Annotated in this window: 19 protein-coding genes and 1 pseudogene; 15 read left to right on the plus strand and 5 right to left on the minus strand. The window is 65.1% G+C overall.

The features are described 5' to 3' along the window. A pseudogene (locus tag ACXJKJ_RS20520) lies at positions 1 to 199 on the plus strand (IS110 family transposase); the annotation flags it as partial. A 487-nt stretch (positions 200 to 686) separates the two neighbouring features. Here the strand turns inward: ACXJKJ_RS20520 and ACXJKJ_RS20525 are convergent. The 3 genes from ACXJKJ_RS20525 to ACXJKJ_RS20535 form a co-directional block, all read right to left on the minus strand. Beyond that, entirely contained in the window at positions 687 to 1,460 is a 774-nt protein-coding gene (locus ACXJKJ_RS20525) for a Rieske (2Fe-2S) protein (protein ID WP_457391935.1), read from the minus strand. Further along, the gene (locus ACXJKJ_RS20530; RefSeq protein ID WP_457391937.1) at positions 1,457 to 2,209 is read right to left on the minus strand and encodes a hypothetical protein; all 753 of its coding nucleotides are present in this window, start codon (positions 2,207 to 2,209) and stop codon (positions 1,457 to 1,459) included. The genes ACXJKJ_RS20525 and ACXJKJ_RS20530 overlap by 4 nt, the downstream gene beginning before the upstream one ends. A gap of 760 nt (positions 2,210 to 2,969) precedes the next feature. After that, a complete protein-coding gene (locus ACXJKJ_RS20535; RefSeq protein WP_457391940.1) occupies positions 2,970 to 3,266 on the minus strand; it encodes a hypothetical protein in 297 nt (98 codons plus the stop codon). A 15-nt stretch (positions 3,267 to 3,281) separates the two neighbouring features. Here ACXJKJ_RS20535 and ACXJKJ_RS20540 point away from each other — a divergent pair, with 15 nt between their 5' ends. The 3 genes from ACXJKJ_RS20540 to ACXJKJ_RS20550 all read left to right on the plus strand — a co-directional run bounded on the left by ACXJKJ_RS20540 (position 3,282) and on the right by ACXJKJ_RS20550 (position 7,438). Continuing rightward, a complete protein-coding gene (locus ACXJKJ_RS20540) occupies positions 3,282 to 5,243 on the plus strand; it encodes a M28 family peptidase (protein WP_457391942.1) in 1,962 nt (653 codons plus the stop codon). A 23-nt stretch (positions 5,244 to 5,266) separates the two neighbouring features. Beyond that, a complete protein-coding gene (locus ACXJKJ_RS20545) occupies positions 5,267 to 7,201 on the plus strand; it encodes a M36 family metallopeptidase (RefSeq protein WP_457391945.1) in 1,935 nt (644 codons plus the stop codon). A gap of 90 nt (positions 7,202 to 7,291) precedes the next feature. Beyond that, on the plus strand, positions 7,292 to 7,438 hold the full coding sequence (locus ACXJKJ_RS20550; RefSeq protein WP_457391948.1) for a hypothetical protein: 147 nt from the start codon (positions 7,292 to 7,294) through the stop codon (positions 7,436 to 7,438). Here the strand turns inward: ACXJKJ_RS20550 and ACXJKJ_RS20555 are convergent. After that, on the minus strand, positions 7,435 to 7,761 hold the full coding sequence (locus tag ACXJKJ_RS20555) for a hypothetical protein (RefSeq protein WP_457391951.1): 327 nt from the start codon (positions 7,759 to 7,761) through the stop codon (positions 7,435 to 7,437). The two genes, ACXJKJ_RS20550 and ACXJKJ_RS20555, sit on opposite strands and share 4 nt — an antisense overlap. Before the next feature lie 490 nt (positions 7,762 to 8,251). Here ACXJKJ_RS20555 and ACXJKJ_RS20560 point away from each other — a divergent pair, with 490 nt between their 5' ends. Together ACXJKJ_RS20560 and ACXJKJ_RS20565 are read left to right on the plus strand one after the other, a co-directional pair. Then, positions 8,252 to 8,674, plus strand: coding sequence for a hypothetical protein (locus ACXJKJ_RS20560; RefSeq protein WP_457391954.1), 423 nt, complete (start codon positions 8,252 to 8,254; stop codon positions 8,672 to 8,674). Positions 8,675 to 8,676: 2 nt separating this feature from the next. Continuing rightward, positions 8,677 to 9,561: a hypothetical protein gene (locus tag ACXJKJ_RS20565; protein ID WP_457391956.1), complete on the plus strand. Its 885-nt coding sequence runs from the start codon at positions 8,677 to 8,679 to the stop codon at positions 9,559 to 9,561. A gap of 444 nt (positions 9,562 to 10,005) precedes the next feature. Here the strand turns inward: ACXJKJ_RS20565 and ACXJKJ_RS20570 are convergent, their stop codons facing one another. Next, the gene (locus ACXJKJ_RS20570) at positions 10,006 to 11,010 is read right to left on the minus strand and encodes a diguanylate cyclase (RefSeq protein WP_457392053.1); all 1,005 of its coding nucleotides are present in this window, start codon (positions 11,008 to 11,010) and stop codon (positions 10,006 to 10,008) included. Between the two features lie 318 nt (positions 11,011 to 11,328). On the opposite strand from ACXJKJ_RS20570, the gene ACXJKJ_RS20575 reads away from it, so the two are divergent. From ACXJKJ_RS20575 to ACXJKJ_RS20615, 9 genes are all read left to right on the plus strand, one after another. After that, positions 11,329 to 13,506 carry a LamG-like jellyroll fold domain-containing protein gene (locus ACXJKJ_RS20575; RefSeq protein ID WP_457391959.1) on the plus strand — a complete coding sequence of 726 codons (2,178 nt, stop codon included), beginning with the start codon at positions 11,329 to 11,331 and terminating at the stop codon, positions 13,504 to 13,506. Between the two features lie 222 nt (positions 13,507 to 13,728). Then, positions 13,729 to 14,004, plus strand: coding sequence for a DUF2249 domain-containing protein (locus ACXJKJ_RS20580; protein ID WP_457391961.1), 276 nt, complete (start codon positions 13,729 to 13,731; stop codon positions 14,002 to 14,004). 35 nt (positions 14,005 to 14,039) lie between these two features. Continuing rightward, on the plus strand, positions 14,040 to 16,307 hold the full coding sequence (locus ACXJKJ_RS20585; RefSeq protein WP_457391964.1) for a nitric-oxide reductase large subunit: 2,268 nt from the start codon (positions 14,040 to 14,042) through the stop codon (positions 16,305 to 16,307). A 12-nt stretch (positions 16,308 to 16,319) separates the two neighbouring features. Then, the gene (locus ACXJKJ_RS20590; protein WP_457391967.1) at positions 16,320 to 16,775 is read left to right on the plus strand and encodes an Rrf2 family transcriptional regulator; all 456 of its coding nucleotides are present in this window, start codon (positions 16,320 to 16,322) and stop codon (positions 16,773 to 16,775) included. Further along, positions 16,772 to 17,104: a metal-sulfur cluster assembly factor gene (locus tag ACXJKJ_RS20595; protein WP_056197899.1), complete on the plus strand. Its 333-nt coding sequence runs from the start codon at positions 16,772 to 16,774 to the stop codon at positions 17,102 to 17,104. Before ACXJKJ_RS20590 ends, ACXJKJ_RS20595 begins: the two co-directional genes overlap by 4 nt. A gap of 8 nt (positions 17,105 to 17,112) precedes the next feature. Further along, entirely contained in the window at positions 17,113 to 18,210 is a 1,098-nt protein-coding gene (locus ACXJKJ_RS20600) for a hypothetical protein (RefSeq protein WP_457391970.1), read from the plus strand. Next, positions 18,185 to 19,375 carry an NnrS family protein gene (locus ACXJKJ_RS20605; protein ID WP_457391973.1) on the plus strand — a complete coding sequence of 397 codons (1,191 nt, stop codon included), beginning with the start codon at positions 18,185 to 18,187 and terminating at the stop codon, positions 19,373 to 19,375. The genes ACXJKJ_RS20600 and ACXJKJ_RS20605 overlap by 26 nt, the downstream gene beginning before the upstream one ends. A 17-nt stretch (positions 19,376 to 19,392) precedes the next feature. Further along, positions 19,393 to 20,061 carry a hypothetical protein gene (locus tag ACXJKJ_RS20610; protein ID WP_457391975.1) on the plus strand — a complete coding sequence of 223 codons (669 nt, stop codon included), beginning with the start codon at positions 19,393 to 19,395 and terminating at the stop codon, positions 20,059 to 20,061. Further along, entirely contained in the window at positions 20,058 to 20,273 is a 216-nt protein-coding gene (locus tag ACXJKJ_RS20615; protein ID WP_056197895.1) for a DUF3079 domain-containing protein, read from the plus strand. Before ACXJKJ_RS20610 ends, ACXJKJ_RS20615 begins: the two co-directional genes overlap by 4 nt. The last annotated feature ends 14 nt before the right edge of the window (positions 20,274 to 20,287 follow it).

Raw genomic sequence — 20,287 nt, forward strand, 5'->3', positions numbered from 1 at the left:
GGACAAGGGCAAGGCGGTGACGGCAGCGGCTCACAAGCTGGCGCGGTTGATCTACGCGATGCTCAGCAAAGGCCAGGAGTACACCGATGCGGGTCAGGACTACTTCGAGGAGCGCTACCGGGAGCGGGTGCTCAGGAACCTGCGGCAGCGGGCTCAGCAACTCGGCATGCAGATCGTGCCCGTGGCCCAGACCGCCTGAAACCTCTTTGCAGATCAACTATTTGGTGGGTGTTTCTTGAGAGCTGCCCGCACGGTCGACGAAGGTGATCGGCGGGCAAGGGATCTGGATGTTCTGAATCCTGCCCAAGAGCCCCATCTGCTTCCGCCGCGCTGCGTCTCCGACGACCGGTTCACCCTGGGAAGCGGTCGTTCGTAGCATTCAGCCCATCAGGTCCAGTGGCGTCTCGGCGAGCGACTGCGTCCGACGGCGCTGACCAGACGCTTCCGACCCTCAGCTGCCATTCGCGGTTCTCCGGAGCTGCCCGACAAGCGCGCCCAGTTCTTTCGCGCTGCACTTTCACGAAGCAGCCGTTCGTGGGCACCGGGACCTTGCCAAGAGCGCACAAACGACAGCTATGCAGCACGCTAGCAATGCGCTGCGAAACTTGGCCTTCGACAAGCGCGGTTTATCGCTGATTGCCAGTCACGCAGTCGCATAGCGGGAGCCGAACGGGGGGCAACCACGGTCAGCGAATCTGCTTGAACGTACCGCGGAATTTCACGAACGATTGGTCAGGGTTAGTAATGTTGGTGTAGATGATGGATTGCTCGTAGTCCTCTAAGTGCACAACTGTTGTTCGATCGGACTCCTGCCAAGTCACCATGAACAGGTCATCGCGTAGATAGGTTGCCTGAATCGCGACGGTTTCAGAAGATCCTCGCGAACCATCTCTTCGGATTCCGGTGTAGGTCAGCGTGGTCTCGTTCTCGAAGAACAGCTCGACAACAAACACGCCAAAATCTACCAAATACTTATTTCCGGTGCCTGGGAATGTTGAGGAAGTGGGTGCGATGCTTACCTCTGCATCCAAATGTAGGTTAAATCGCATAGCGGGATTGACCGGCTCGGCGGCAATCGCAACGAACACTTCATCGCCTCGCACTTCTGTTGCAAACGAAATCAGCGGAGTCCTTGCCGGCCCACGTACAACCGCACCGCTTTGAACGTTGAATTGACTGCCGTGACAGGGACACGTCACAACGTGAGACAAGGCGTCAAAGATCGGCGCATCCGTAGATCCCCAAACGCCATCGCCCGTTAGAACAGGGCAGCCACGATGTGTGCAGGTCGACGCGATGACACTCAGTGCTGGAGTCCCATTAGCCGCGTCAACAAATCGCGAAAGCATGCGCGGCCAAGCGTTCGGTGCGACCGCTTGCAGTGCTCCTGATATGTCGACGGGAGGACCGTCAACAATGAATGCGTCGATTTTCCCGACGCTGACATATCCATCGCTCATGGCTGTTTCCTTTGGGCTCGAAAGAGTGACCACAGAAAGTCAAGTTGCGTATATCGTAGAGTTGATGTGTGTGGAAGTGCCGTGGCGCCCGAATAGGTAACGAAGTCGTTAGGATTCGGTGGGCCAAAAGGTGTGAGAACCTGACTCTCCGAAAAAGGCGGTTCAAATATCGAAAGTCGGTTGGAAAATTTACCGCTCTTTGGGCCAATAGAGGCTCGCGCATGGCAGGAGATGCAAGAGGACGAGGTCTGGAAATCTGTCTCAATCTGAGAGTTCGCAAGTTTTGTGGGGCGACCTGTCGAATCAACGAAGTCGATTTGCGTGCCTCTCAAGCGATAGTTTTCCCACTTTGTTCCTTCTAGGCCGATGCCCTTTGGTGCAGCTTCGCAATCGAGTTGGTTGCCTGGGCAAGAGAAGGCATCGCGGGAGGGTAAAAGCCAAGGACCGTACCCTTCCTTGCCCATGTTTTCGGCCTTCTTGTTATCGACATGCTCGAACGTTGCCCAGAACCAATTGGGAAGATCCTTAGTCAAGATGTGTAGCGCAGTCAGTCCGTATAGCTTTCCGCCTGAGCGGCACGAGTGATAGCGCTTGGCATCTAGCTCTGAAATCTCGCGCCACTGGGCTTTGACCTCCTTCGCGGCCGCCGGGAACTTGATCGTCTGAGTTCCGGAAACAAACAGTGCTTCTTGGCCCTCCACCGAAAAGAGGCCGTTCTGAACGATGAATGTGAATGTCTCAAAGTTCATTCGAACCTCGTCGACTCCCGGTTGAGCTACTCCGGGGTCGAAAAGGACCGACATTCCCTTTCCCTTGCGGAGAAGGTTCTGCAAAGGCGCTATGTCGCGCGCGGTCGCGTCGCAATATGAATCAAGAGGGGCGTTCCATGACGCGGGTGTTGCTCCGCCAGTTTGGAACACCTCGCTCTTTTTTGGGCCTCCTGAGACTAGCTTCCAGGATTCCCATACGACCCGTCCATCGGTGCCTAGCTTCCGCGTGGAATCGGGATCTCGGCTGCCCGCTTTAGCTGGCCAATTCAGTGCGACGAACAAACGCCATGCGTACTCGTCAGGCGATGTAAGCGCCATCGCCGAGTCCTGAGGCTGCTGCCAGCCGGACAAGGTCCATGCGGGCTGACCGGCGTTCTGAGCTGAGGCCAAGGCTGACACGATACAAAGCCCGGCCGCAAGGACTTTCACAAATATGCGCATGGCAAACCTCCCCCTGAAAGGTGTTTTCGGGCGCTGGTTGATCGCCCAACGCTACGTTGGATTTGGTTCCAAGGTTCCCGGCGTCGCATCACCAACATTGACGACGACTTGTGCCGCCAAGAGCCTGGCGCCAGCGCGGATCAATCCAGATAGCAATACGGCTAAGACGGACTGCCTTGAAGGCCTGGACCGGCCGGACGTGGCTTAGCACCGCAGCGTGCGGCCGTTGACGGCTGCATGTTGACTGTCGATAAACTGCGGCTTGCCGCTAGTTCGCTGGCGCCGTCCCAGCGACAGATCAGAAATGAGCGACTGCTTTTTTCAGCGGCGAGATCTGGGATTCGAAGATCTGCAGGTTCGGGACCACCCGGTCACGGGGGACTGCTTTCGCATGGCTGAGCTTCAAGGGCTGCTCAGCCGCGGTGAACTGGGCAGGGGGTCGGTCATGCGTCGACACACAGGAGTCGTCGGCCGGACTGATCTCATTGCCGCAAAGCTGCCGGTCACCGCCCCGCTCCTCAGTCTTGCGGATGCATTTGCGCACCGCTCCCCCAAGATTGCGAGCGCGCAGCTTGAACCGAGCCTTTGCCACCAACCAGAGAGATCCTCCGTGCCCGCGTCCCCTGTTTCCGTCGTGTTTTTTGACCTGGGCGATACGCTCGGATCGCCGGTTCTGTCGCCATCGCCGCCGCGCTTGGTTGGATTCAAGGTGTTCCCCTTCGTGCTGGAGTTGCTGCAGGGCCTGCGCGCCAGGGGGCTGCGCCTCGGAATCATCTCCAACACTGGGACCGAAGCCGGCAAGGCCGTGGACAAGGTGCTTGAGGCGTCCGGAATTCTCAGTTCATTTGACGCCGCGCTGCGGATCTACAGCGCCGACGTCGGTCTGACGAAGGCCACGCCGGAGATCTGCGAGCTCGCGGCGAAGCGCGCGGGGCACGCGGCTGACCCCGGTGCATGCCTGTTCGTCGGTGAAGACGCCTCGGAGCGTGTCAACGCCCAAGCGGCGGCGATGCAGGTCTGCCCGCACCCGAAGCTTGTCAATGCCGCGCTGGCCGGCGAGGAGCTGCGATTCGTGCGTGTCACTGCACCCGCCGGATCGCAGCCGGCCGCGTGGCGTTCCGCCCTGCAGGCGCTGGCCATGGTGCCGATGCACGTCAGCGGGCCCGAGGGGCGAGAGCTGTACGGCATCGCCAGCGAGCGCGCCGTTCTCCAGCTTGCGAACATGGGGTGCGGAGTCAATCCGCTGGGGGAGTGGAACGCGCCGCTCGTCAACGAGCTGTTCCTGCTGCGCGATGACCTGGCGAAGGAGTCGGGCGCGCTGTCGTCTGTCGGTCAGTCGCAGGACCTGCTTGCCGACGATCGGAATCGAAACGCCGTGCTGTCCACGCACAATGGCGAGGTGATGTTCGCGTTGGCGGCAGGCAGGTCTCTCAGCGAGATTCACTTCGAGCACACGCGCCATGGGCACACGCTCAAGCTGATCCCGGACCCTCTGCTACTCGAGCCGCTGTCCGATCAGCCGTTGACGCGTCCGGCCTGGAGCGCGGAAGACGTGCACGCAGGCCTGGCGAGCGCGGGATTCACCGGCGATCCGACGCTGACTCCGGACGAGTTGGCGCAGTTCGGCACGCTTGGCGAGTCGTCGATTCGCCGGCGCATCGAGCGCTACAGCGGCGCACATCCGTTCGACGCCAACTCGCCGCGCACGATCGCCAGCAGACACATCCACCACGCCGACAACGACCTGGTCACGCGAGGGCTCGCGACCGAGCTCGAAGCGATCGGACAGGGGCGGCTGACGGTGAGGCTGCACCCCTTCTCGCACATGGGGCGCTCGCTGGTCAACGTCGAGGCCGAGCTTGCAGGGACGTCCGCCGAGATCGTGCTGGTGACTGCCCACCTTGATTCGACCGCCGCGTCGTCGCCGGACTACGACGAGAGCAGGGACGCGGCGCCCGGAGCCGATGACGATGGAAGCGGCGTCGCGGCCGTGCTCGCAATCGCTGAAGYARTCCTCGCGTTGTCGGCGACCCGGCCTCTGCTGCGCAACGTGCGCTTCGTGCTGTTCAACGCCGAGGAAGAGGGCTTGGTCGGCAGCCGCGTCTACGCGCGTCAGCAACGGTCGGCCGGCGCGCCGATCGTGGCAGTGTTCCAGATGGACATGATCGGCTTCAACCGCGTCCTGCCGAGATCCTGGGAAGTGCACGCCGGATCCGCATCTTCTGCAGACGTGGAGCGTCGATCGCTGGCACTGGCGAAGGTCCTGCTGTCGTTGAGCCGGCAAGTCTCGCCGCAACTCGAACCGCCGCAGATCTACGCCAGTGATTCCGGGCCGGACGGCGACCCAGCTTCGGGCCGCAGCGACCACGCGCCATTCCAGGCCCATGGCTATGCGGCATGTGTCGCATCGGAGGACTTCTTCATGGGACCGGTGCCGGACTCCCCGGCGGCGGAGGAGAACCCGAACTATCACCGAACGGAAGACACCTTCGTCGACGCCGCCTACGCCGCCGACATCGCCAGGGTGGTCGGCGCGGCCGCATGGGTCGTGGCGCGATCGCCGACACAGTGACACTCAACCGAAGGGACATTTCCATGGCAAGCACACGTGAGCTCGACACCCGCAAGACAAACCGCAACCCGGACCGGGGCGCTGCGCGCACGGTGCCGGGTGGAGGCGCTGCGGACGCGGCGCTGCGCGACTCGCGGCGGACCAACACCCTCACAGGTGTGCCCGCGGTCGTGAAACCTGCGGCGGCGCACGCGCCGCAAGGCAGCTTGATCGAGAAGGCGCTGGCGTTCGTGTCGAAACAGCCGGCGAGTTTCGGCTTCGATGCCGCCGGCGCGCCGGCTCAGTTCGTTCCCGATCCGGTGGTCAATCGGACGACCGCGGGAAGTGCCGCAGTCCACCTGCAACAGACACACGACGGTGTCCCCGTCTTTCAGATGTCACGCACCGTACGCTTCGACAGGAGAGACCAGATCGTCGATGCCGTCGGCGACAACGCCATCGTTTCTTCCGGCTTCAGTGTCTTGCCGCGGATCGATGCGGCGTCGGCGGTGGGCGCGGCCGCGAGACACATTGCCGACACCGCTGGCGAAACGCACAAAGACGCGTTCGGCGAGCAGCAGATGCTGCCGACCGTGGACCTGTCAGGGTTCAAACCCGTCCTCGTCAGCTCGGTGTCGTCGCCGGCGCGGCCGACAGTATTCGAGAAAGGTCCCTTCGAAAGTCCGATCCAGGCGTCGCTGGTCGTGTTCCAGCAGCCGCAGGGGTCGCGGCTTGCGTGGCAGGCGGTGCTCACGCTGCCGGACCACGCGGACCAATACCTGATCCTCGTCGCTGCGGACGACACATCCCAGGAGGTTYTGTACTCGCGCAGCCTGATGCACAGTGCGCTTGCCCAAGGCTCGGTTTACGAGTTCAGTCCGGGCGTGGCGGACCGCCGCGTGATCGCCTTTCCTCGCGCCTTGGACGAATACCCCGCTGTACCCGCGAAGCCACTGCTCAACTTTCCGAGCCATTGGGTGTCGGCCGACAAGACGATCGGAAACACAACCCGCGCGACGCTGAACACCGGCTCCACGTCATTGAGCGGCGTGATCGACAACGGGGTACTCAGATTCAGTCCGCAGGGTCCGTTCGGAGATGAGCAAAAGCTTCTCAACATCTTCTACTTCTGCAACTACATGCACGATTGCCTGTTCATCCTCGGCTTCGACGAGCTGGCCGGCAACTTCCAGCAGACGAACTTCAGTCAGGGCGGCAGTGCAGGAGACGCGGTAAGGGCACGCGCGCACAGCGGTGCCGTGTTCGGAACCGCCAACATGTCGACGCCTCCCGACGGCACGCCGCCGGTCATGAACATGGGGCTCGTCACGTCGACCGGCCGCCATACGGCCTTCGACGCCGACGTGGTGTTTCACGAGTACGTGCACGGCCTCACGAATCGCCTGGTCGGTGGTCCGCTCGATTTCGATTCGCTGGGCAAGCTCCAGAGCGGCGGCATGGGCGAAGGTTGGAGCGACTACTTCGCACTGACCATTCAGAACTTCTTCCGCGAGGAAGAGAAGGTCGTCACCGGGGACTGGGTCGTGAACTCGGCCGCAGGAATTCGCAGCGCACCGTACGACGACGCCTTCCCGAACACCTATGGCGACCTGAGGTCCATTCCGGAAGTGCACGACATCGGCGAAGTGTGGTGCGCCGCGCTGATGATGATGACTCGGCGAATCCGCGCTGCGCTCGGCGACAGCAAGCGAGGCTACCGGCTCTCCTGGCAGATCGTCGTCGACGGGCTGAAGCTGCTGCCGGCCGACCCGACCTTCCTGCAGTCGCGCGATTCCATCCTGCGCGCGCTGGACGACAGCGCGGAGGCCGGGCACGTGACGAAAGACGAACACCGCGCGGCCCGCAAGGCCGCGTGGCAGGCGTTCGCGCACTTCGGCATGGGCGTCGATGCGCAGTCCGACGACGCCGACGATGTGGACAACATCGTTGCCGACAAGACATTGCCGAACGATCTGTAGTGGACGAAGGCATCGCCCAACCGGGCGAGCCGCTCTTGTCCGGGCACAAACGTGTAGTTGAACGTGGGCAGGAACCAGCTGAGGCTCGTCGTGCGATTCGGCAGTTACAACGCACCCGCCTGGAAGCCCTGGTTCGAGATCGCTGGCAACCAGATGAAAGCGGGGTTGACGCTGGTGTCGGGCAGACCGTCGCGAGTCCAGACACCGGGGATCGGCGTGTTGGCGTCCACCACCTAGAGGCCGATGCGGACCTGGGTGAAGTCGTTGCCCGCCGGCGGTGGTTCGAAGGTCATGCGGAAGATCAGCGTCACCATCGTCACCGAGTTGGGCGTCGGCGTGAAGATCGCGCCGTACTCCTCGATCGCGCAGCAMTCGCGGATGCTGTAGCAGCACAGTTGCTCCAGCGCTGAAGCTGCCGCTGGCCAGCGACTCCTGATGGCCGAGCCGAGCCAACGAAAAATCGAGGCTCGTCGCCGCAAACCTGTCGTTCGGCACTTCGCCGAGGCAAGAATTTCGAGCGCGGCGCGACGGGCGGCTTGTGGCCGGGACCGGGTTTCCACCAGATGTACGGTGAACCGACGCTGACGGCGTGGACCGTTCCAAGGAAGGTCAGTTAGTGGCATCGCAAGGCAAGACCCGGTACCGGCCAGTAGCAGTCGTCCGCGACCGGCGGCAATTGGGTAGGCTTTGCCAGTAGGAGACAGATAGGTAGATCTTCATCGACAACTCAAAAAGTAGTCGGACGGAGCTATGTCGTGCGGAGCCGCCTCAATCCAGCCGGACGTCACGAACACACGCATGGAACCACGGGAAATGCGTACAGATCTACGTGCAAGCAGTGGCTGACCTTCAAGGATAGTGTTGCGCTGATGCGCCGGCAGAAGTTGCTCGGGCAAACGGCCTTAGTCAGTGCGCCGTCTAGGCGCTTGGCCCTCCAAGCACGTCGTAAGAACTGTGTACGGAAAGCTTGTCGCCTTTTGCTGCGCGTGCGACCATGAAGCCTGCCGCCAGTTGGCAATGCTGGCCTGCGGCCTGCCTTTGGAGGACTGAATGGCGAAAGGGCCCCCGAAGGCTTCGGCCGAAGTAGGGCAGGACAATCCTGGCGATGCCCAGCAGCAAGCAGACCCTGCTGCGCCAGCGCAGCAACCGACGCGTCCCTCGCTGGTGCCCGCGCAGGTGGCGCCGCCGGCGCCCCTGCCCCGGCCCGTCAACCCGGCGCCCCCAATTCAGCGCGGCAGTCGTGCACCTGCCGGCAACGTCGGCCAGGGTGGTGGGATGCCGCACCGCGACTACTTCCCCTGGATTCTGGGCATCGTCGTGACCATAACGTTGTTGTGTCTCTTCATGGCCCTGTACGAATCTAGGATCGCGAACCCAAATGAGCAGAGCAAGCAACTCTTCTCCGTACTAGTGGACATTTTCAAGATCGGGTGTGGTGCTGTCATCGGGCTATTGGGTGGCAGGAAGGCTTAGTCATGAGAACCGAAGAGATCTCACAAATTCTGTTCGCCTTCGGTGATCCGTTTACGTTGCTGGCCGGTCTGCTCGTCGTCCTGGGTATCGTCATCTTCGTTGCGACGCGCAAGATCGAGGTCGCCTACAAAGGCGTTCCGATCAAGCTAATTTCGGCCATGATGATTGCCATTGCCGCGGGCGCTACGATCGTGAACGTGGCGAGGCTCTCACCAAGCCCTCCACCAAAGGACACCTTCGAAGCGCCGAAGAAGTCATCCACTCTGCAGGTCACGTTCTACGGCATGAAGTCCCGTACTGAGTCCGTCACGGTCCCGTTTCGCGTGAGTTCCGGTCAGGTTAATGTTGGGTGCAACGAGGTGCGCGGAACGCAGGTGACGTTCCCAACGCCAATCGGTGCGCGAAACGTCGTCGCTACTCCTTCTTGGGAGAACATTCGCGACGTGAAGCAACAAGACAAGAACTTGACTGTCCAAGGAAACGTGGTCATGGCGACGGGACAGCTCGTTGGCAACAACCGCGAGTGGACCGGTAATTGTCCCGGCGGAGGGCACGGCGAGCTTGTGGTCACGGGCTCGTACGTGATCGACCAGTCCGCCGATCCCGAGCAGGTTGTGATCTCGACATTTCAGGGCTTCGTGCAGCCGAACAGCTCGGTCAACGTTCCGCTGCCCACCTCGCCAGCTCTCCCCGCCGACATGAGCAGCGAGTTGTCGGTCGCCACGGCTGGTGGCCTTACTAGCAAGCTGATTCTTGACATCAAGATTGATGCGACCGGAAATGCGACTGGGGTGGTGAAGCCTTCAGGCAACGCCGCGGCGTCGGCACCCGCGCCTTTGCTCGCCGCACGGGTCGAGGGCAAAACGCTCGCGGTGGATGTACGCTGAAGCATTAGTTTCGTTGCCTGGCAGTAGGTCGGTTGGCACGTTGGATGACGGGATGCGGGGCCACCTCCGATTGCCTGCTCGGATTCGACCGGCAGTTTCAGGGCGGCCAGATCAAGGCAGCGGATGTCGCTGATGGGTGGCAGGAGCTGTTCGGTGCCATCGGATGCAGCCGTTCGACCCGGATGTCACTGGACCCCTCGGGATCGACACGGCGAGCGACTGCTTCCAAAGTGGACCGGTCGCCGGAGAAAGCCGCGGCGGAGGCCGATCCGTCACCTGCATGAGATTCAGCGAACCACAATCAATCGCCTGCTGATCGCCATCGCCGATCACGCGCCCAACGAACCGGATCACCTGGCGCCACTGCACGGGCGGCGCGGCGGTGGCGTGGGGCGCGACTTGGTAGTCATTCGGCCAGGCGAGCTGCTCAAAGGCCAACCTAACTCAAAGGCTCATCAGCTCGCTGGTGGTGCAGTCCCGACCGCGTTCCTTCGAAAGATAGAGCGCATCATCAGCGCGCTCGAGCACGCAGTCCAACGTCTCATCCGGGCGAGCTTGCGCGACACCCGCGGAGAAGGTGAAGGAGATGCCCGCGGTCGGCCCCATGGTGCTGCGCACGCGTTCAAGTGCCGTGCAGGCGTCAGCCAACTCCGTGCCCGGCAGCAGAAGCAAGAACTCTTCACCGCCGACTCGCCCGAGAGATTGGCCGGATCGCAAGTGGGTGCGAATGTGCTCGCAGAAATGACGCAGTACTGCATCTCCGCCGGCGTGGCCGTGTGTGTCGTTGACTTTCTTGAAGTGATCCAGATCCAGCAACGCCACGCAGACGGGATGCGAATGCCGGCGTGGGTCCGCGAGAGCGCTAGCGGCAAGCTTCAAAATATGGCGCCGGTTCGGGACACCTGTCAGTTCATCAGTAAATGCTGCCTGGACCGCAAGTTCGTGTGCGTGCGCCAGTTCGGCCGCCATGCGCTGGTTGGCCCGTAGCAACCGCTCGAGGTCATCCTTCTCGTCGCGCAGCGACTTGCGCTGCAGGTACAGCGCTACGAAGGCTGCCACCTTGCTCTGCATCACAAGCGGCGGAACCGGCTTCATCAGAAAGTCAACCGCACCAGTTTCATAGCCCTGAAACGTTCGCTCGGTGTCGATGCTGGCCCCGGTCAAAAAAATGATGGGCACCTCATTTGTGCGTTCATCGCCGCGCATTGCCGCGGCGAGCTCGAAACCATCTACGCCAGGCATGTTGACGTCGATCAACGCCAAGGCGAACTCATATTGACGCAGTAACTCCAACGCCACCGCTGCCGACAGCGCAGATACAACCTCAACGCCTGGGCGATCCAAGATCAGCTTGGTCGTGGACAAGCTGTCAGGATGGTCATCGACATGAAGAACGAAGGCGATGTCGCGGGTAGGCAGCGCTAGCTCCCGAAAACACTGTCTATACACGTTAGCAAGAGCCAGAGCCAAGGATGTAGCTCAGGATAAGAATTTTTCAATACGTTACTGATGGCTGCCGTCGAATTCCGCACCGAGAGCGAGAAGCGACGCAAGGCGGTGATCCCAAAGATCGCGCCGCGGCAGAGCGGCGAGTGTTCGCTTCGATGCGCTACCGAGGGCAACCACTTGGATACCCGAGCTGAAACGTTCCGTAAAAGAACCCCGTAGCGGGGTTCCCGCCACGATTTCTTGGGGCGCAGCCCCTACAAACGCGCGCTGACCGCGGTGCATGGGCCCGCGGCATTCAACGCAGTTTGAAGGACCTTGATGACCGCTACGCACGACCCGCATCCCGCCCTCGCCCGGCGCTCCCTGCTTGCAGGCCTGGGCCTGCTGCCCGCCCTGCCGTTGCTGTCCAGCGCGCCGGCGCTCGCCGAGACCCGCCCGGTGCCCGCCTCGGCCAGCGGCGTCTTCCGCCACGCCGGCCTGTTGGTCACGGAGGACGACTTCAAGCGCATCCGTGGTCATATCGCGGCCGGCGAGCAGCCCTGGGCGGGCTGGTGGAACAAGCTGTGTGCCGACCGCCTCACTTCACTGGACGYCTGGCCGAGCGCGCTGCCGGCGGTCTACCGCCAGGACAGAAGCAAGGCCTCGCTGTACCGCGACATCCAGCGTGCCTGGTGCCTGGCACTGCGCTGGAAGCTGTCGGACGACCCCCGCTATGCCGACAAGGCGGTGGAGACCCTGGATGCCTGGGCGCAAACGCTGAAATTGGTCGCGACCAAGGCCGAAGGATCGACCGCCCCTGACGATCACACCTACATCCTGATGGCCGGCATGCAAGGCCACCAGTTTGCCCAGATCGGCGAGGTGATGCGCAGCTACCCCGGTTGGGCGCCGGCGAGCCTGGCACGCTTCCAGCAGATGCTGCTGGATGTGTTCGGCAGCATCTGCTCGGGGTTTCTCAAGAAGGTCTCCCTCGGCTCGCATGCCAACTGGGACATGGCCTCGCTGTGTGGCGCCATGGCCATCGGCGTGTTCTGCGACCGGCCCGAGTTGTACAGGCAGGCCTGCGACTACTACGCGGGCAACAACCAGGGCGAGCTGGCCATGTTCGGCAATGGCTCCATCGTGCACAGCGTGTACTTCATGCACCCGGGTCATTTCGGGCAGTGGGAGGAGAGCGGGCGCGACCAGGGGCATTCGACGCTGGGGATGTCGCTCGGCGGCGACCTGCTGGAGATGGCCTGGAACCAGGGTGACGACCTCTACGGCATGTACAACAACCGCTTCCTCGCGGCGGCCGAGTACGTGGCGCGCTCCAACCTCAAGGACGAGAACGGCAACGTCTACGCCGTGCCGTACGCGCCGGAACACAACCCCTCGCAGCCCCATACGGCGCGGTGGACGGAGGTCAACCAGTCCTTCCAGAACTACCGCAACGCCTGGGAACCCATCTACAACCACTACGTGAACCGCATGGGGCTGGCGGCGCCCAACGTTGCGCGCATGCTGCCCCTGTGCGAGCCGAATTACGGGTCGGGCAATGGCGACGACATGGTGTACCCGACGCTGACGCAGCGCCGGCCCGCCTATGCCGGGCCGATGAAGGCGCCCTCCGGCCTCACGTCCCCGGTGCACGACGGTCGCGTCGTGCTGTCGTGGTGGGGCAGCGTCGGTGCGACGTCCTATGTGGTCAAGCGGGCCGCCCGTGCCAACGGGCCCTTCACCCATCTGACGACCGTCGCCGCCGACCAACTCCTCACCCACACGGACACGCCGCCCAAGGGCGTCTGGTTCTACCAGGTCACCGCCCTGGGCAGCGCCAGCGCCAGCGCCGCCTCCACCGCGGTGCGGGCCGCCGTGCCCGGCGAGCGGCGCTTCTCGATGCCGCTGAATGGCAGCAACGGCACGGGCACCATCGGCGCGTTGCAGACTCCCGCCGGCCAGTGGAAGGCCGTCGCGGGCGAGCTGCTGGACGGCGCGACCTGGGGCGACGGGCGGCTGAACGACAAGGCCATCGTCTTCGACGGCAAGTCGGCCGGCCTGCAGCTGCCCGAGGGGCTGTTCAGCGGCCTGGGCGACTTCACCTTGTCCCTGTGGGCCAATGCCAATTCACTGCGCACGGACAGCTGCCTGTTCTTCGCCGGGCACGACGGGTTTTCCTACATGCGCCTCGTGCCCAAGGGCCGCGTGGGGCTGCAGTTCGCCATCACCGGCGCGGGGTTCAACGACGAGCAGAACCTGGTCGCGCCGTGGTTCATGCCCATTCGCCGCTGGGTCCATCTGGCCGTCACGCTCAAGGGCACCACTGGCCGGCTCTATGTCGACGGCACAGAGGTGGCGAGGTCCGACGCCATGATGCTGTCGCCGCGCCAGGTCGGCGACCAGGTGGCCTTCCTCGGGCGCGACTGGGGCCATGCGTCATTCAACGGCCGCATCCAGGGCTTCCGCATCGAAGCGGGGGCCTTGAGCGCCGCCGAAATCGCGGCTCTGGCGAAGTAGCGGTCGGCGGGGGCGCACCGGCGCGCCGTGCGCGTGCGCCTCATTCCCGCAGTGCTCACCGGCGCCGGTACCCGGCCCGGCAGGGCAGCTGCTGGGCGGCTGGCTCGCGACAGGTCACTGCCGACAGCCGGCTCCGGACGCTGGCATTTGATCTATGTCAAACCGCGTCACGGCGGCGTTTCTAGAATTTGATGCATCAAAAATGCATCTTTAGAGGCGCCCATGTCAGTCCCTTCCCTTCAGTTCGACTCTCGCGGATTCGCAATGAGTGACCGCGCCCCAGCGATCGTCGCCAAGCTTCACGTCCTGGCCGCCAACGAAACGCTGGAGCTGTTGATGGACGGGGAGCCCGGCTCGCTGGAGGCCCTGCTCAACGTTCACAGGCCCGGGATGTTCAGCTGGCAGAGCGTCGACCGCGGCCCGGACTTCTGGCGGGCGCGAGTCACAAGGCTTGGCTCTGCGCGCGGCACGTGCTGCGGCGCTTGCGGCGGCGCCTGACGTTCAACTGTTCCTGGCGTTCCAAGGAAATCACCATGAAATCCCGTAGCAATCTCTGGCGCTGGCTGGGGCTCATCTTCGTGCTGTCGTTCGGCGCCCTGGGCTACCTGGGCTGGCAGATCTATCTTTCCGCTCCACCCATCCCGAACCGGGTGGTCAGCGCCGACGGCGAGCTGTTGTTCACCGGCGAGCAGATCCAGCTCGGCCAGCAGGCTTGGCTGTCGGCCGGCGGCCAGCAGCTCGGCACGGTCTGGGGGCATGGCGCCTATGTCGCGCCGGACTGGTCGGCCGACTGGCTGCATCGCGAGGCGGTGGCCCTGAAGGCCCGGCGCCTGGCCGAACAGCAGCAAAGCGGCCTGACGGTCAGCGACGCGCAGCGCGCCGCCGTCGACCAGCTGGTGCGCGATGAAATGCGCCGCAACACCTACGAAGAGAGCAGCGGCGATGTGCGCGTCACCGCCGCCCGCGCCCAGGCCATCCGTGAAGTCGCTTCGCACTACGACGGCCTGTTCGGCACCGAACCGGCGCTGGACAAGCTGCGCGACCAATACGCGATGACGGCCGGCGCCTTGCCCGAAGCCGAGCACCGCAAGGCGCTGGCGGCCTTCTTCTTCTGGTCGGCCTGGGCGGCCGTGACGGATCGCCCTGGCGAGGCCGGTCTGTCCTACACCAGCAACTGGCCGCACGAACCGCTGGTCGGCAACACGATGAGCACGTCGGCCGCGATGTGGTCGATGGTCAGCATCGTGCTGCTGCTGGCCGGCATCGCCGCGATGCTGTGGCTGCACCAGGGCGACGAAGAGCTCGCCGTCGTGCCCAAGGCCGACCCGCTGCTCGGCGCCAAGGCCACACCGTCGATGAAGGCCACGCGCAAATACTTCTTCGTCGTCATCGGCCTGATGCTGCTGCAGATCGGCATGGGCGCCATCACCGCCCACTATGCGGTGGAAGGCCAGGCCTTCTTCGGCATCCCACTGGCGCAGATCCTGCCGTACACCGTCACCCGCACCATCCACACGCAGATCGGCATTTTCTGGATCGCGACTGCCTGGCTGGCCACGGGCCTGTACGTCGCGCCGCTGCTATCGGGCGCCGAACCCAGGCTGCAGAAGCTCGGCGTCGATGCGCTGTTCTGGGCCCTCATCGTCGTCGTGCTCGGCTCGACGATCACCGGCTGGCTCGGCACGCTGCAGCACCGCGGGCTGGACTTCAGCTTCTGGTTCGGCAACCAGGGCCTGGAATTCACGAGCATGGGCCGCTTCTGGCAGATCCTGCTCTTCGTTGGCCTGCTGTTCTGGGTCTTCCTGCTCGGCCGTGCGCTGTGGCCGGCGCTCAAGCGGCCTTCGGAAACCCGTGGCCTCATCGCCATGGTCTTCCTGTCGGCGACCTGCATCGGCGGCTTTTACGCGAGCTCGCTGACCTGGGGCCAGCACACCCACTACTCGATGGTCGAGTACTGGCGCTGGTGGCTGGTGCACCTGTGGGTCGAGGGCTTCTTCGAGGTCTTCGCCACGGCCGTCGTCGCGCTGATCTTCACCAACCTGGGCCTGGTGCGTGCGGCCTCCGCCAACCGCGCCATCGTCGCGGAGACCATCGTCTTCCTGTTCGGCGGCATCCTGGGCACGCTGCACCATCTGTACTGGACGGGTACGCCCACATCGGTCATTGCGGTCGGCTCAGTGTTCTCCGCGCTGGAGGTGGTGCCGCTGACGCTGATCGGCCTGGAAGCGCTGCAGACCTATCGCCGCGCCAAGGGCGTGGCCTGGCTGGGCGCCTACAAGTGGGTCATCCTGTCCTTCGTCGCCGTGGGCTTCTGGAACACGGTGGGCGCCGGCCTGTTGGGCTTCGCCATCAACCCGCCGGCCTCGCTGTACTACGTGCAGGGCCTGAACATGACGGCGGCCCACGGCCACGCGGCGCTGTTCGGCGTCTACGGCATGCTGGGCATCGGCCTGATGCTGTTCTGCCTGCGCGGGCTGTACGACAGGGCGCTGCATGCCGACCGATTCCTCAAGCCCGCCTTCTGGAGCCTGAACATCGGCCTGGCGATGATGGTCTTCCTGTCGCTGCTGCCGGCTGGCATCTACCAGGCCTACCAGAGCATCACGAAGGGCCTGTGGTACGCCCGCTCGCCAGAGGTCATCCACTCCAAGGTGATGGAGACGCTGGTGTGGCTGCGCGTGCCGGGTGACATCGTGTTCGCCGCCGGCAGCGTCTTCCTGGCCGTGTATGCGCTGTACCTGCTGCGCCGCCCCGCGGCGGACCGCCTGCCTGCAGGCGCCGCTCCGGCCCGTGGGCGCTGAAAGGATTGAAAGATGAGACTCACCGCCTTCACCGACTACAGCCTGCGCGTGCTGATGTTCCTGGCCGCCGAGCCCGACCGGCGGGCCACGGTGGGCGAGATCTGCGCGGCCTTCGACGTGAAGGCCAACCACCTCACCAAGGTCGTGCACCACCTGGCCAAGCGCGGCTGGGTGAGCACCGTGCGCGGCAAGGGCGGCGGCCTCACGCTGGCCCGGCCGGCGGCGCAGATCCGCATCGGCGAGGTTGTGCGCGACACCGAGGGCCAGGCCCTGCCGGCCGAGTGCTTCTCGGCTGAGGCCAGCCATTGCGCCATCGTCAACCACTGCCGGCTCAAGGGCGTGCTGGGCGAGGCGGTGCAGGCCTTTCACGCCGTGCTGGACCGCTACACGCTGGCCGACATCACGGCCAACCGTCAGCAGTTGGTACAGCTGCTGCACTTCATGGCGCCGGCGAGGTCGGCGCCATGACGGGCATGGCCTATCCCTACGAAGGGCCGGAGGAACTTCGGCAACCCATCCTGGCGGCGCTGCGCCGCGTGGTGGACCCCGAAGTGGCGATGTCCATCGTCGATGTCGGCCTGGTCTACGGCGTGACCGTCGAGGCCGAGCGCGTCAAGGTGCTGCTGACCATGACCTCGGCCGCCTGCCCGGTGGTGGACGTCATCGTCGACGACGCCTGCACCGAGCTCGACAAGGTCGTGCCGGTCGACCAGCGCATCCATGTCGAGGTGGTGTGGGAGCCGCCCTGGACGACCGATCGCATGAGCGACCGGGCCAAAGCCTTCATGGGCTGGTAGGGCAGGGGATGCGACGCGCTCCGGGTCTGCTGCCGCGACTGGCCTTCGCGGGCCTCGCGGTGGTGGCTCTGGTGGCCGGCATTGCCGGCGGCCTGGTGCGAGCCGGGGTCGCCGTGCCCGTGGCGAGCGCGGCCGTCGCTACCCATGCCTTCCTGATGATCTGCGCCTTCATGGGCACCGTCATCGGCATCGAGCGCGCCGTGGCCCTGAAGCATCCGGCGGGTTTTGCTGGCCCGCTCGCCTCGGGCGCTGCGGGCCTGGTGATGCTCTCCGGCGCGCCAGGCCTGGCCGCATGGCTGGCCGCGGGCGCGTCGCTGGCCTTTGTCGGCGTGAACCTGGCCGTGGTCAGGCGGCAGCGGGCCGCGCACACGCTGCTGTTGCTCGCCGGCGCAGTAGCCTGGGCGGCCGGCAGCCTGCTGCACGCGCTCGGCCTGATGGCCGGCGCCGTGGTGCCGCTGTGGTTCTGCTTCCTCGTGTTCACCATCGCCGCCGAGCGGCTGGAGATGACGCGGCTGATGCGCCGCCATGCCGGCGCCGGCCCGGCCTTGCTTGCCATCCTGGCCGTGGCTGCCTGTGGCGCGGTGTTGTCCGGCCTTGTCGCGGACGTGGGCGGCCTGCTGTATGGCTTGTCTCTGGCAGCGCTCGCCAGTTGGCTCGCGGTGTTCGACATCGCACGCCGCACGGTCCGCGCCGCGGGGCTGAGCCGCTACATGGCCCTGTGCCTGCTCACCGGCTACTTCTGGCTGGCCGTTGCCGGCCTGGCCTGGGCGGGCACGGCGCTGGGCCTGCCGTGGCGCGACGCCGCTCTGCATGGCCTCGCGCTGGGCTTCGTCTTCAGCATGGTGTTCGGCCATGCCCCGGTCATCCTCCCCGCCGTCGCCCGCGTGAAGCTGGCGTTCGGCTGGCCTTTCTACCTGCCACTGGCGCTGCTGCATGCGTCGCTGGCCGTGCGTCTCGGCGGCCGGTTCGACGCCCGACTGACGGCCGCAGGTGCCACCGGCAACGCGCTGGCCATCGCTGCATTCGTGCTGACGCTGGCTGGAGCAGCCATCGCCTGGCGAGCTCAACGGAAACCAACACATGATGCCCTTGCTGAGAATCGATGAGCCCCCGCCGGCCGCGCCCGCGGGCTTTGCACTGTTCGCGCTGGGCTTTCGGCCCTTCTACCTGCTGGCCAGCGTGTTTGCCGCGCTGTCCGTGCCGCTGTGGGCGCTGCAGTTCTCGGGTCTGCTGGGCCACGCCTATCTGGCCGGCCCGATCTGGCATGCCCACGAGATGCTGTTCGGCTTCACGCTGGCCGTCATCGTCGGCTTCCTGTTCACGGCCGGCCGCAACTGGACCAACCTGCCCACGCCTACCGGCTGGAAGCTCGCCGCGCTGGCCGCGCTGTGGATCGCCGCCCGCGTGCTGGTGTTGACGCCTTTTGCGCTGGCCGCTGCCGTTGCCAACGTCGCCTTCCCGCTGGCCGCGGCCATCAGCCTGGCCTTGCCTTTCGTGAAGGCTGGCAGCCGGCGCAACTACTTCTTCATCGGCCTGCTCGCGCTGCTGGCGCTCGCCGCCGGCTGCGTGCACCTGGCGCAGTTCGGCGTCGACTTGGTGCCCGGCTGGCTMGGCATCCAGGTGGCGCTGGACGTGGTGCTCTTCATCCTGGCCGTCATGGGCGGGCGCGTCATCCCGATGTTCACGAACAACGGCGTGCCAGGTGCTGGCGCGAGCCGCAACGCCTGGGCCGAAAAGGCGGCGCTCGGCGGCGTGCTGGCCCTGCTGGCTGCCGATGCAGTGGGCTTGCACGGGTGGCCGCTGGCCGTTCTCGCGGCCGCCGCCGGTGCCGCCCACGCCTGGCGCTGGGCGTTGTGGCGGCCCTGGCGCACGCTGCGTGCGCCGCTGGTGTGGGTGCTGCACCTGGCCTACCTGTGGGTGCCGGTGCATCTGCTGCTGCGCGCGCTGGCCGAAGCCGGCTGGCTGATGCCGTCGCTGGCCACGCATGCGCTCACCGTGGGCGCCGTCGGCGGCCTCGTCATCGGCATGATGACCCGCACCGCGCGTGGCCACACCGGTCGGCCCTTGAAGGCTGACCGCTTCGAGGTCGCCTGCTATCTGCTGGTTGCCGCCGCGGCCGCCGTGCGCGTGCTTCTGCCTTTGATCGCGCCTGCCCAGATCGTCCACGCGGCCCTGGCCTCGGCGCTGCTGTGGTCGGCGGGCTTTGGCCTGTACGCGGTGCGCTACTGGCCGGTGCTGTCCCGCCCGCGCCTCGACGGCCGACCCGGCTGAAATCAACGAGACCCAACATGAAACTACCCAGCTACTTTGACGAAGTCCCCCGCCTCACGATGCAGGACCCGCTGGCCCGCGTGCTGGGCTGCGCCGAGGACGGCATCCTCGACTACGGCTTCGCCGACGCCGTGCGGCTGACGGGCCATTCCTGCGTGGCCGTCGCGTCGGCCTACTGGCTGACCTGGCTGGCGCTGGAGCAGCTCTACCCGGACGGCCTGCCGCAGCGCGGCGGCATCAAGGTGGAGTTCCGCGACGATGCGCGCTCCGGTGGGACCGGTGTCGTCGCGACGGTGGTGCAGATGCTCACGGGTGCGGCGGGTGGGTCCGGCTTCAAGGGCCTGGGTGGGCGCTTCAGCCGGGCCGGCCTGATCCGCAGCAAGCCCGACCTGGTGCTGGCGCTGCGCTTCACCCGGCTCGACACGCAGGCCGCCGTGGACGTGGGCGTGGACACGACCTCCCTGCCGGGACAGGCGGAACTGGATGTGCTGGTGGCGCTTCTCGCCTCCGGCAAGGCGGCGCCTCAGGACGAGAAAGACCTCGGCGAGCTGTGGCARGCGCGCGTGCGCTCGCTGCTGCTGGAACGCGGGCGTGATCGCACGGTGTTCATGGTCCGGCCGGTGCATCGGCTGCGCGGCGCGGCCGGCTTTCCCCACATGCCGGAGGCCGCAGAGGCGTTCGCGTGAGCAGGAAGTTCCCGATCCGGCCGGCCAACCCCGGGCGCATCTGCTGGGGCTGCGACCGCTACTGCTCGGCCGAGTCGCTGCAATGCGGCAACGGCTCGGTGGCAACGCCGCATCCCAGCGAACTGTTCGGCGACGACTGGATGAGCTGGGGCTTGGATGCCAGGGTGGCCGCGGCCGAACCCGCCGGGCCTGCGGGAACGGTAGCGGAGTGATTCATCGCCTTCCT

The sequence above is a fragment of the Roseateles sp. P5_E1 genome, assembly GCF_054049335.1.